The following is an 11,795-nucleotide window of genomic DNA, read 5'->3' on the forward strand; positions in this document are numbered from 1 at the left end:
GGACCCTGTGGGAGAGTAGGACGCCGCCGAACAATCATTCAGAGAAGGCCCACCCGGGTTACCGGGTGGGCCTTTTCGCATTTCCGGGGAAGATTTCAGAGCTGTCGCTTGAATCCGATGTGCGAGGCCGTGAAGCCGAGTCGCTCGTAGAACCGGTGCGCGTCCGTGCGGGTGGCGTCCGAGGTGAGTTGGACGAGGTCGGCGCCGAGTTCGCGGGAGCGCTCGACGGCCCACTCGATCAGCTCGGTGCCGAGTCCGCTGCCGCGTTCCTCGGCGTGGATGCGGACGCCCTCGATGATCGTGCGGGTGGAGCCGGCCCGGGAGAGGCCCGGGATCACCGTGAGCTGGAGGGTGCCGACGACGCGGCCGGCGCGTTCGGCGACGACCAGGTGTTGGTGCGGATCGCGGTCGATGCGGGTGAAGGCGGTGCGGTAGGGGGTGAGGTCGTCGGGGCTCTCGCGGGTGGCGCCCAGCGGGTCGTCCGCGAGCATGGCCACGATCGCCGGCAGATCGCCTTCGCCGGCCCGTCGGATCGTCAGAACAGCCGTTTCAGTCATGATCAGAGGATAAGGAGGGCCCGAGGGGGTCGGCGGACTCTGTCTACGCCCGTAGCGTGCCTCCAGGGCCCGCTGTGGCCCACCACGGTCCGATGCCGGGTCACTCCCCGGGCCCGGCGCTGGTGATGACGGCGAAGACGGCTCCGTGCCGGTCCAGCAGCTGGGCGAGCCGGCCGACCCCGTGGAGGTCCGTCGCCGGGATCCGGACCTTCGCGCCGAGCCGGTCGGCGATGGCGAGGCAGGCGTCCACGTTGGGGACCTCGAAGTAGGGGAGCCAGTGCGAGCGGGTGCCGCGGGCGGTGTGCTCGGGGCTGAGTTGGAGGATGCCGCCGTGTGCGTCGTCGGTGCCGCCGCCGGCCGGGGTGAGCACGGTGTAGAACGCTTCGCCGAGTGGGACGTCCTGCTCCTGCCAGTCGAAGACCGTGCGGTAGAAGGCCTTGGCCCGTTCCGCGTCGACGCTGTAGCACTCGGCCCAGCAGAGGCTGACCTGGTCGTTGACGACGTCCAGGCCGCGGGTGTCGTGCGGCTGCCAGACCGCGAAGTCGGCGCCGGTCGGGTCGGTGTAGCCGGCCATCCGGCCCGAAGTGAAGACGTCGAAGGGGGTGAACCGGATGCGGCCGCCCGCCTGTTGGACCAGGTCGGTGGTGCGGTCGGCGTCCTCGGTGGTGAAGTAGAGGGTCCAGCCGGGGAGCGCGCCCTCCTCGGCGAGCGGGCCGAGGGCGGCGACGGTGCGGCCGTCGAGCTGGAAGAAGCCGTAGCCGCCGGCTTCGGGGCCGGCCGAGTCGAAGGTCCAGCCGAACAGCGCGGAGTAGAAGTCGACGGAGGCCCGGGTGTCGGGGCTGCTCAGGTCGAGCCAGTTCGGGGAACCGGGGCGGAAGTCGGTGTTGAGCATGGCGGCACTGCTCCTCGGACGGGTCCCGTGCGGGCGCGGGCGCGGTCGACGACCCCCTGGACCCTTACAGCCTGGCACCTCGGTCGGGGCGGTGCACGGCAGGTCCGGCGGGCGGTCCGGCGGGCGGTCCGGACCTGTCCGCGCCGGGCGGTACGGTGCGTAACGGAATGGTCCACCCGTACCGGTCGAAGGGGGCTCCGGTGGGCAAGCAGGCGCAGTCGGGGCAGGAGGTGCCCCGCCAGCTCGCGCAGGTCGAGGGCGTGCTGGAGCGGATCACCTACGCCAATGAGGAGACCGGCTACACGGTGGCCCGGGTGGACACCGGCCGGGGCGGGAACGACCTGCTGACGGTGGTGGGCGCGCTGCTGGGGGCGCAGGTCGGGGAGTCGCTGCGGCTGCACGGGCGGTGGGGCTCGCACCCGCAGTACGGGCGGCAGTTCACGGTGGAGAACTACACCACGGTGCTGCCCGCGACCGTCCAGGGCATCCAGCGCTACCTGGGCTCGGGGCTGATCAAGGGGATCGGGCCGCGGTTCGCCGAGCGGATCGTCGAGCGCTTCGGGGTGGAGACCCTGGAGGTGATCGAGAACGAGCCGGGCCGGCTGATCGAGGTGCCGGGGCTGGGGCCCAAGCGCACCAAGAAGATCGCCGCGGCCTGGGAGGAGCAGAAGGCCATCAAGGAGGTGATGGTCTTCCTCCAGGGGGTCGGGGTGTCGACCTCGCTGGCGGTGCGGATCTACAAGCAGTACGGGGACGCCTCGATCGGGGTGGTGCGCAACGAGCCGTACAAGCTGGCCTCGGACGTCTGGGGCATCGGCTTCCTGACGGCGGACCGGATCGCCCAGGCGGTGGGCATTCCGCACGACAGTCCGGAGCGGGTGAAGGCGGGCCTGCAGTACGCGCTGTCGCAGAGCACCGACCAGGGGCACTGCTACCTGCCGGAGGAGCGGCTGATCGCGGACGGCGTGAAGCTGTTGCAGGTGGACGTGGGGCTGGTGATCGACTGCCTGGCGGAGCTGGTCGCGGCGGAGGGGGTGGTGCGCGAGGCGGTGCCGGGGGAGGCGGGCGAGCCGATCACCGCGGTGTACCTGGTGCCGTTCCACCGGGCGGAGATCTCGCTGGCCAACCAGCTGCTGCGGCTGCTGCGTTCGGACTCCGACCGGATGCCGTGGTCGGCGGACGTGGACTGGCCGGTGGCGCTGGAGTGGCTGGCCCGGCGGACCGGGGCGGCGCTGGCCCCGGAGCAGGAGCAGTCGGTGCGGCTGGCGCTGACCGAGAAGGTCGCGGTGCTGACGGGTGGTCCGGGCTGCGGCAAGTCGTTCACGGTGAAGTCGATTGTGACGATGGCGCTGGCCAAGCGGGCGAAGGTGGTGCTGGCGGCGCCGACCGGGCGGGCGGCCAAGCGGCTGGCGGAGCTGACCGGGGCGGAGGCCTCGACGGTGCACCGGCTGCTGGAGCTCAAGCCGGGCGGTGACGCCGCGTACGACCGGGACCGGCCGCTGGACGCCGACCTGGTGGTGGTGGACGAGGCCTCGATGCTGGACCTGATCCTGGCGAACAAGCTGGTCAAGGCGGTGCCGCCGGGCGCCCACCTGCTGTTCGTGGGGGACGTGGACCAGCTGCCCTCGGTGGGGGCCGGTGAGGTGCTGCGGGATCTGCTGGCCGAGGACGGGCCGATCCCCTCGGTGCGGCTGACCCGGATCTTCCGGCAGGCGCAGCAGTCGGGCGTGGTGACCAACGCGCACCGGATCAACGAGGGGAAGCCGCCGTTGACGGAGGGTCTGGCGGACTTCTTCCTGTTCGTGGAGGACGACACCGAGCGGGCGGCCGGTCTGACGGTGGACGTGGTGGCCCGCCGGATCCCGCAGAAGTTCGGCTACGACCCGCGCCGGGACGTCCAGGTGCTGGCGCCGATGCACCGGGGCCCGGCGGGGGCGGGGAACCTGAACACCCTGTTGCAGGGGGCGGTGACGCCGGCCAGGGAGGGTCTGGCGGAGCGGCGTTTCGGCGGGCGGACCTTCCGGGTGGGGGACAAGGTCACCCAGATCCGCAACAACTACGACAAGGGGCGGAACGGGGTCTTCAACGGCACAGTGGGAGTGGTGACCGCCCTCAGCGTGGACGACCAGCGGTTGACGGTGCTCACCGACGAGGACGAGGAGGTGCCGTACGACTTCGACGAGCTGGACGAGCTGGCCCACGCCTACGCGGTGACGATCCACCGCTCGCAGGGAAGTGAATACCCGGTGGTGGTGATTCCGGTCACCATGTCCGCTTGGACGATGCTCCAGCGAAACCTGCTCTACACGGCTGTGACCAGGGCGAGGAAACTCGTCGTGCTGGTCGGGTCACGCAAGGCGATCGCGCAGGCTGTGAGGGCCGTCAGTGCAGGTCGGCGGCACGCCGCGCTGGATCATCGACTTGCTTCTGGATGATTATCCAACAGGATGGTTGCCTCTAATGTTCTCTTGACGTGAAGAGATTTACGGCAGAGCCTAGGGTGGTGCCGATCTTGTCCGGTTCGTACCGGCAGGGGCAGCAGGTTTTGTAGGGGCGGGCCCTTCCGGGCCACCCCGGGTGCGCGACTGTCCTCCGGATGGGGGATCGTGGAGTCAGTCAGGGCACCTTGGAAGAGGATTCATTTCGTCGGTGAGGAAGACGTGAGCGACAACTCGGTAGTACTGCGGTACCAGGACGGCGAGTACGAGTACCCCGTCGTCGAGAGCACTGCGGGCAACTCCGGCTTCGACATCTCGAAGCTGCTCCCGCAGACCGGCCTGGTCACCCTGGACAACGGCTTCGGTAACACCGCCGCGTACAAGTCCGCGATCACCTTCGTGGACGGCGACAACGGCATCCTGCGGTACCGCGGCTACCCGATCGAGCAGCTCGCCTCGCAGGGCGGCTTCATCGAGACCGCGTACCTCCTGATCAACGGTGAGCTGCCCAACGCGGCCCAGCTGGCGGAGTTCAACCGCGAGATCACCCAGCACACGCTGCTGCACGAGGACGTCAAGCGCTTCTTCCAGGGCTTCCCGCGGGACGCCCACCCGATGGCCATGCTGTCCTCGGTGGTCGGTGCGCTCTCCACGTTCTACCCGGAGAGCCACAACCCGTTCGACGCGGCCCAGCGCCACCTGTCGACCGTCCGCCTGCTGGCCAAGCTGCCGACGATCGCCGCGTACGCGTACAAGAAGGCGATGGGCCAGCCCTTCGTCTACCCGCGCAACGACCTGAGCTACGTCGAGAACCTCCTGCGGATGACCTTCGCCGTCCCCGCCGAGGACTACGAGCTCAACCCGGTCATCGTCAACGCCCTGGACAAGCTGCTCATCCTGCACGCGGACCACGAGCAGAACTGCTCCACCTCCACCGTGCGCCTGGTCGGCTCCAGCCACGCCAACCTGTTCGCCTCGATCTCGGCGGGCATCTCGGCGCTGTGGGGCCCGCTGCACGGCGGTGCCAACCAGGCCGTCCTGGAGATGCTGGAGAGCATCCAGAAGGACGGCGGCGACGTCGACGCGTTCATCACGAAGGTGAAGAACAAGGAAGCCGGCGTCAAGCTGATGGGCTTCGGCCACCGCGTCTACAAGGCCTTCGACCCGCGCGCCGCGCAGGTCAAGCTGCTGGCGCACGAGGTCCTCAGCCAGCTCGGCAAGAGCGACGAGCTGCTGGAGATCGCGCTCAAGCTGGAGGAGCACGCCCTCAAGGACGACTTCTTCATCTCGCGCAAGCTGTACCCGAACGTGGACTTCTACACGGGTCTGATCTACCGCGCCATGGGCTTCCCGACCAGCATGTTCACCGTGCTGTTCGCCCTCGGCCGGCTGCCGGGCTGGATCGCCCACTGGCACGAGATGATCAACGACCCGACCAGCCGGATCGGCCGCCCGCGCCAGATCTACACCGGCACCGCGATCCGCGACTACGTCGAGCTCGAGCAGCGCTGACGTCGCACCGCACCGAAAGGGGCCCGGCCGCTGCTGAGCGGCCGGGCCCCTTCGCGTCCCCGTCCGCGGAAGGCCCGCAGACGGGGACGAACCGTACGGCGCACGACTCCGGGGCCGGCCGCGACCGGGGACGGCCGCTCAAAGCGTCCCTGGCCCGCCACAACCCCGGCGCCGTGCGCGAAGGCCGTCGAGGATTCGACGACCGTTCCCGGGGCCCGCCGGAGCCCCGTCGGCGGCAGCCCGCCGGAAGCGCGGGGACACATTGCCGTTGATCGTGCCCCGCCCAGCGGAAAAACTGCCGCACTACCAACCTAAGACGTATCAGGGTGCGAGAAGTTACGCCCGGGGGGTGTGAGCTGCCTCTCGCCACGCTCCGTAGGCGCCTGGTACCGCGCCCATATCACACCTTCCCTCGCGCGCGACGTCACCCTCCCCGCAGTCACGGCAACCGAGCGTGATAGGAATCGTGGCATTCCGGTACGGACCGTCGCGCCCCCTCGTCGCGCGACGGCGGAACTGGGGAGGGAGTGCGCAGATGGCCAGGAACGTCGTCGTCACCGGCGGTGGCACGGGAATCGGGTACGAAGTCGCGCGGCGGTTCGCCGAGGCGGGTGAGCACGTGGTGATCGTCGGTCGGCGCCGGGCCGTCCTGGAGAAGGCCGCGATCGACCTCGGGCCGAACGTCACCCCGCTGGTGTGCGACCTCGCCGACCCGGACGCCGTGGAGGCCGCGCTGGCGGAACTGCCCGAGCGGATCGACGTGCTGGTGAACAACGCCGGCAGCCGGGAGACCGTGGTCGGCGGCGGGCCGCACGCCCTGCTGGCCCGCTGGCGCGGCGACTTCGAGCGCAACGTGCTGACCGTGGTGCTGCTCACCGAGTCGATCCGGGACCGGCTCACCCCGGGCTCCGGCCGGGTCGTCACCATCAGCTCCATCGCCGCCCTGCGCGGGGCCGGCTCCTACGGTGCGGCGAAGGCCTCCCTGCACGCCTGGAACCACTTCCTGGCCGCGCAGTTGGGCACCTCGGGGATCACCGCCAACATCGTCGCGCCGGGCACGGTGGCCGGCACCGAGTTCTTCGGGCCGCGGCTGGACGAGCCCGAGGTGGCCCGCCGGGCGGCGCGCACGCTGCTCGGCCGGATCGGCGAGACCGGGGAGGTCGCGGCGGCGGTCACCTTCCTCGCCTCGCCCGAGGCCGGGTTCATCACCGGCGAGATCCTGCACTGCAACGGCGGGGAACTGCTGGGGCGTTGAGGCGTCGAGGCGTGACGAGGGGCCCGGACCGGGGACGGTCCGGGCCCCTCGTGCCGTCCGGCCGGGCTCAGGCGGCCCGGAAGCGGCGCAGCCGGAGGCTGTTGCCGACCACGAAGAGCGAGGAGAAGGCCATCGCCGCCCCGGCGATCATCGGGTTCAGCAGTCCGGCGGCGGCCAGCGGGATCGCCGCGACGTTGTAGCCGAAGGCCCAGCAGAGGTTGCCCCGGATGGTGGCGAGGGTCCGGCGGCCGAGCCGGACGGCGTCGGCGGCGGCGCGCAGGTCGCCGCCGACCAGGGTGAGGTCGCCGGCCTCGATCGCGGCGTCGGTGCCGGTGCCCATCGCCAGGCCGAGGTCGGCCTGGGCGAGCGCGGCCGCGTCGTTGACGCCGTCGCCGACCATGGCCACGACCCTGCCCTCGGCCTGGAGCCGGCGGACCGTCGCCACCTTGTCCTCGGGCAGCACCTCGGCGATGACGTCCTGCGGTGCGACGCCGAGCTCGGCGGCCACCGCCTCGGCCACCGTGCGGTTGTCGCCGGTCAGCAGCACCGGGGTCAGGCCCAGGGCGCGCAGCCGGGCGACGGCCTCGACGCTGGTCGGCCGGAGCGCGTCCGCCACCTCCAGGACGGCCCGGGCCCCGCCGTCCCAGCCGACCGCGACCGCGGTGCGGCCGGCCGCCTCGGCGGCGGCCACGGCGCGGGCCAGGACGGGCGGCAGGGGCTGGGCGTGGTCGGCCAGCAGGGCCGCCCGCCCGGCCGTGACCGTACGGCCGTCCACGACGCCCTGGACGCCCCGGCCGGGCAGGTTGCGGAAGTCCCGGACCGGCGGCAGTGCGCCGAGGCGGTCGGCGGCGGTGGTGGCGATCGCCCGGGCGATCGGGTGCTCGGAGGCGTGCTCCAGGGCGCCGGCCAGGCGCAGCGCCTCGGCCTCGGTGACCTCCTCGGCGGTGTGCACGGCGAGCAGGGTCATCCGGCCGGTGGTGACGGTGCCGGTCTTGTCCAGGACGACGGTGTCGACCTTGCGGGTGGTCTCCAGCACCTCGGGGCCCTTGATCAGGATGCCGAGCTGGGCGCCGCGGCCGGTGCCGACCAGCAGGGCGGTCGGGGTGGCCAGTCCCAGGGCGCACGGGCAGGCGATGATCAGCACGGCCACGGCGGAGGTGAACGCCGCGGTGGGGCTGTCGGTGGCCAGCAGTCGGCCGACCAGGGTGGCCAGGGCGATCAGGATGACCACCGGGACGAAGACCGCGGAGATCCGGTCGGCCAGGCGCTGGGCGGCGGCCTTGCCGTTCTGGGCCTCCTCGACCAGCTTGGCCATCCGGGCCAGCCGGGTGTCCGCGCCGACCCTGGTGGCCTCGACCACCAGCCGGCCGCCCGCGTTGACGGTGGCGCCCGTGACGGCGTCCCCGACGGCGACCTCGACCGGGACGGACTCGCCGGTCAGCATCGAGGCGTCCACCGCGGAACTGCCCTCGACCACCGTGCCGTCGGTGGCGACCTTCTCGCCGGGGCGGACCACGAAGCGGGTGCCGACGGTCAGCCGGTCCACCGGTAGCCGGACCTCGCGCCCGCCCCGGAGCACGGTCACGTCCTGGGCGCCGAGGTCCAGCAGGGCGTGCAGGGCCGCGCCGGCCCGGCGCTTGGCGCGGGCCTCCAGGTGGCGGCCGAGCAGGATCAGCACGGTGACGGCGGCCGCGGTCTCCAGGTAGAGGCTGGCGGCGGGGTCGGTGTCGCCGACCGTGAGCGAGAACTCGTGGTGCATGCCGGGCAGGCCGGCGTGGCCCAGGAAGAGGGACCAGCAGGACCAGCCGAAGGCGGCCAGGGTGCCGAGCGAGACCAGGGTGTCCATGGTCGCGGCGCCGTGCTTGAGGTTGGTCCAGGCGGCGCGGTGGAAGGGCAGGCCGCCGTAGAGGACGACCGGGCCGGTGAGGGCGAAGGCCAGCCACTGCCAGTCGGTGAACTGCAGGGCGGGGACCATCGAGAGCAGCACCACGGGGACGCCGAGCAGGGCGCTGATCAGCAGGCGCTCGCGCAGCGGGTCGGTGGCGGGGCGCCCGGCCGGGCCGGGGTGGTCGCCCTGCCCGCGGCCGGAGGCGGGCACGGAGCCGGGCTCGGGAGCGGCGGGGGCCGGGGGCGGGGGGAGCTCGGCGGTGTAGCCGGTCCGCTCGACGGTCCCGATCAGCTCCTCGACCGTGACGCCGGGGCCGAAGTCGACCCGGGCCTTCTCGGTGGCGTAGTTGACCGTGGCCTCGACGCCGTCCATCCGGTTGAGCTTCTTCTCGATCCGGGCGGCGCAGGAGGCGCAGGTCATCCCGCCGATCGACAGCTCGACCCGGTCCCGTGCCCCGACGCCGGGGGCGGAGGTGGTCATGCGGAGGGCTCCTAGGGAGTGGTGGGGGGGGCCCGGGCGGGCCCCCGCCGTACCGGGGTGGCTCAGACCGCGGGGCCGACCAGCTCGTAGCCGGCCTCGTCGATCGCGGTGCGGACCTGCTCCTCCGCCAGCGGGACGGCGGAGGAGACCGTCACGGTACCGGCCTGGGCGTCGGCGGCGACCTCGGTGACACCGGCCAGCGCGGACAGCTCCTCGCTGATCGCCTTCTCGCAGTGGCCGCAGCTCATGCCGGACACGGTGTAGGTGATGGTGCTGGACATCGGGGCCTCCTGGAGGTCGGTGCGGGTGCTGGATCTCCTGCTTCTCCAGCTCTTCGAACACCATACCCCTCTGGGGTATTTCCCGGAGGGGTGGGGTGACGGTCAGGCCGGTGCGGAGGGCTGCTGGGCCGGGATCGGCGCGGTGGGCTCGCTGCGCACCAGCAGCCTCAGCCAGAGCAGCCCTCCCAAGGAGACCACGAGCAGCCCCGCCGTGTCGTACACGGTGTACAGGTGGACCTGCTCGCTCGACGGGTTCGGCATGTAGCCCAGGTCGAACAGGGCGCGCTGGAAGTCGCTCGTGGTGGTCCGGGCGACCAGCCAGACGGCGATGCCGCTCGTGCTGTCCCACAGCGCGTGCAGCAGCGAGACGCCCAGGTAGGTGAGCAGCAGCGGGGTGGTGAGGCGAAAGCGCCCGCCGCGCCGCTCCCGGAACAGCACCCCGCCGATGATCGCCGTCCACAGGATGTGGCCGACCGGGGCGAGCACCCCGCGCAGGATCTCCGTCTCCACCAGGTCGTCCAGCGACAGCCCCTGGATGCTCAGCACCGCGTTGAACGCGTACCCGGCGCTCTCGAACGCGGCGAACCCGGCGCCGACGGTCGCGCCCAGCACCAGCCCGTGGCGCAGCCCGCTGACCCGCAGCCGGCGGCTGACCAGCACCAGCGCGGCCAGCTTGACCGCCTCCTCGATCAGGCCGACCCCCACGTACATCCACACCGAGGGGGAGAGCAGGTACGTCTCCAGCACCGAGGCGCCCAGGACGCCGATCACCCCGCCGATGCCGAAGCAGGTGAAGATCCGGTCCGGGCCGAGGTCGGTCGCGTAGCGCTCGTACGCCCAGATCACCACCGTGGCCGGGACGAGGAAGCTGCCCAGCAGCACGATGGTCGGGACCAGGTTGCTGTTGTCGGTGAAGAAGGTGACCAGGACGGTGCAGGCCCAGAGCAGCAGGCCGGTCAGGAAGAACTTGAGCCAGTGGTGCGGCCGGGTGGCCGTCCGGGCGGGGGGTGCGGTGATGCGCGGCGTGGGTCGGTATCCGGACACCGGGCAGGGCCTCCTCTGAGTAGCCGCTTCGGTCGAACTTTATGACAAATCAGGCAATGGGGACTTATGGGAGTGGTGGGAGCGAGGTGGGCGGGGTAGGCGGGGCGGGCGGGGTGGGTGGGGTGGTTCGGGGTCGTGATCGTCCCTTATGTTCGGTATGTGTTCCCGATCCGCCGTGCCCAGTCGCCCTCGGCCCCCACCGCCGCCGGGCTGCCGCCGGACCGGCGGCGCGGCGCCCTGAGGGTCGTCGACCTCCAGGACGTGCCGCTCCGGTGGCGGGCCGCCCCGGCGCTGCTCGCCGTCCTGCTGGTCGCACTCGCGGACCTCCTCTCCGGCAAGGACCGGTACCTCGCACCGCTGATGACCGTCGTCCCGGCCGTCGCCGCGCTCACCCTCAAGCCCGGCGAACTGCTCGCCGTCTGCGCGGTCGGGCTGGTCGCCGTCTTCGGACTCAGCCACTACGACCAGGTCGACAACATCAACGACGCCCGCTTCCTCTACGGTGCGATGGTCAGCTATCTGGTTCTGACGCTGTTCTCGGCCTGGGTCGCCAAGATCCGGATGCGGCGGGCGGCCGCCTTCGCGGCGGTCAGCTCCGTCGCCGAGGCCGCCCAGCGGGCCCTGCTGCGGCTGCCCGGGCCGGCCGTGGGGCCGCTGCGGCTCGCCGTGCGGTACGTGTCCGCGGCGGACGCCTCACGGATCGGCGGGGACCTCTACTCGGTGCTGGAGACGCCGCACGGCACCCGGGTCGCGGTCGGGGACGTCCGGGGCAAGGGGCTGGCGGCCGTCCAGACCGTGGCGGTGGTGCTCGGCGCGTTCCGCGAAGCCGCGTACGACGAAGCCGGACTACGGGGCGTCGCCTCGCGGATCGAGGCCAGCGTCGAGCGGCACGTGCCGGACGGGGAGTTCACCACAGCGCTGTTCGCCGAGTTCCGCCGGCCCGGGGAGATGGAACTGCTCCAGTACGGGCACGTCGCGCCGATCCGGGTGGACGGTGAAGGGCGGGCCCACGTACTCGACGCGCCCGACCCGTGGGTGCCGCTTGGCCTCGGGCGGCTCGCGACCGGCGAACCGACCACCTGGGGGCAGCCGTTCGGGACGGAGGACGTCCTGGTGCTGTACACGGACGGGGTGATCGAGGCGCGGCACCGCAGGAGCGGGGAGTTCTATCCGTTGGCGGAGCGGGTCGGGCCGCTGGTGCGGGGAGCTGCGCGCTCGGCGGGGGAGTTGGAGGCGGCGGTGGGGCGGGTGTATGCGGATCTGCTGGCGCATACGGGTGGGGAGTTGCGGGATGACGCGTTGTTGTTGTTGATCACGCGGACGGACTGAGGGGGCCGGGGGGCGCTGCGCGGGGCTGGGGTGTGGGGGTGGGCTTTCGGGAGGGTGGGTGGGTCCGGGGGCGGTTCCGGGGGTGGGTGCTCCGGCGGCTGGGTGATTTTCCGACTGCC

General features: G+C 72.0%; 9 protein-coding genes. 4 read left to right on the plus strand and 5 right to left on the minus strand.

Going from position 1 to position 11,795, the window contains the following annotated elements; genetic code table 11:
• Positions 1 to 95: 95 nt before the first annotated feature.
• Both ACFV8H_RS40220 and ACFV8H_RS40225 read right to left on the minus strand, forming a co-directional pair.
• A complete protein-coding gene (locus ACFV8H_RS40220; protein WP_380409571.1) occupies positions 96 to 557 on the minus strand; it encodes a GNAT family N-acetyltransferase in 462 nt (153 codons plus the stop codon).
• 100 nt (positions 558 to 657) lie between these two features.
• Positions 658 to 1,449 carry a VOC family protein gene (locus ACFV8H_RS40225; protein ID WP_380409573.1) on the minus strand — a complete coding sequence of 264 codons (792 nt, stop codon included), beginning with the start codon at positions 1,447 to 1,449 and terminating at the stop codon, positions 658 to 660.
• A 200-nt stretch (positions 1,450 to 1,649) separates the two neighbouring features.
• Here ACFV8H_RS40225 and ACFV8H_RS40230 point away from each other — a divergent pair, with 200 nt between their 5' ends.
• The 3 genes from ACFV8H_RS40230 (at position 1,650) to ACFV8H_RS40240 (ending at position 6,654) form a co-directional block, all read left to right on the plus strand.
• Positions 1,650 to 3,884: an ATP-dependent RecD-like DNA helicase gene (locus tag ACFV8H_RS40230; protein WP_380409575.1), complete on the plus strand. Its 2,235-nt coding sequence runs from the start codon at positions 1,650 to 1,652 to the stop codon at positions 3,882 to 3,884.
• Between the two features lie 225 nt (positions 3,885 to 4,109).
• A complete protein-coding gene (locus tag ACFV8H_RS40235; protein ID WP_380409577.1) occupies positions 4,110 to 5,399 on the plus strand; it encodes a citrate synthase in 1,290 nt (429 codons plus the stop codon).
• 535 nt (positions 5,400 to 5,934) lie between these two features.
• A complete protein-coding gene (locus ACFV8H_RS40240; RefSeq protein WP_375896972.1) occupies positions 5,935 to 6,654 on the plus strand; it encodes an SDR family NAD(P)-dependent oxidoreductase in 720 nt (239 codons plus the stop codon).
• 67 nt (positions 6,655 to 6,721) lie between these two features.
• Here the strand turns inward: ACFV8H_RS40240 and ACFV8H_RS40245 are convergent, their stop codons facing one another.
• The 3 genes from ACFV8H_RS40245 to ACFV8H_RS40255 form a co-directional block, all read right to left on the minus strand.
• Positions 6,722 to 9,022 carry a heavy metal translocating P-type ATPase gene (locus tag ACFV8H_RS40245; RefSeq protein WP_380409579.1) on the minus strand — a complete coding sequence of 767 codons (2,301 nt, stop codon included), beginning with the start codon at positions 9,020 to 9,022 and terminating at the stop codon, positions 6,722 to 6,724.
• A 62-nt stretch (positions 9,023 to 9,084) separates the two neighbouring features.
• Positions 9,085 to 9,303, minus strand: a complete 219-nt coding sequence (locus tag ACFV8H_RS40250) for a heavy-metal-associated domain-containing protein (protein WP_380409581.1) — start codon at positions 9,301 to 9,303, stop codon at positions 9,085 to 9,087.
• Positions 9,304 to 9,405: 102 nt separating this feature from the next.
• The gene (locus ACFV8H_RS40255; protein WP_380409583.1) at positions 9,406 to 10,347 is read right to left on the minus strand and encodes a PrsW family intramembrane metalloprotease; all 942 of its coding nucleotides are present in this window, start codon (positions 10,345 to 10,347) and stop codon (positions 9,406 to 9,408) included.
• Positions 10,348 to 10,506: 159 nt separating this feature from the next.
• On the opposite strand from ACFV8H_RS40255, the gene ACFV8H_RS40260 reads away from it, so the two are divergent.
• Positions 10,507 to 11,676 (plus strand): PP2C family protein-serine/threonine phosphatase, encoded by a 1,170-nt coding sequence (locus tag ACFV8H_RS40260; RefSeq protein ID WP_380409585.1) that lies wholly within the window; start codon positions 10,507 to 10,509, stop codon positions 11,674 to 11,676.
• Positions 11,677 to 11,795: the final 119 nt, after the last annotated feature.

Origin of the sequence: Kitasatospora sp. NPDC059827 (genome assembly GCF_042731675.1) — a bacterium.
GTDB lineage: Bacteria > Actinomycetota > Actinomycetes > Streptomycetales > Streptomycetaceae > Kitasatospora.

What these genes read in the sequence shown, in the direction of transcription:
- ACFV8H_RS40220 (WP_380409571.1), bottom strand. Translation starts at nt 557, where the DNA reads ATGACTGAAACGGCTGTTCTGACGATCCGACGGGCCGGCGAAGGCGAT.
- ACFV8H_RS40225 (WP_380409573.1), bottom strand. Translation starts at nt 1,449, where the DNA reads ATGCTCAACACCGACTTCCGCCCCGGTTCCCCGAACTGGCTCGACCTG.
- ACFV8H_RS40240 (WP_375896972.1), top strand. Translation starts at nt 5,935, where the DNA reads ATGGCCAGGAACGTCGTCGTCACCGGCGGTGGCACGGGAATCGGGTAC.
- ACFV8H_RS40245 (WP_380409579.1), bottom strand. Translation starts at nt 9,022, where the DNA reads ATGACCACCTCCGCCCCCGGCGTCGGGGCACGGGACCGGGTCGAGCTG.
- ACFV8H_RS40250 (WP_380409581.1), bottom strand. Translation starts at nt 9,303, where the DNA reads ATGTCCAGCACCATCACCTACACCGTGTCCGGCATGAGCTGCGGCCAC.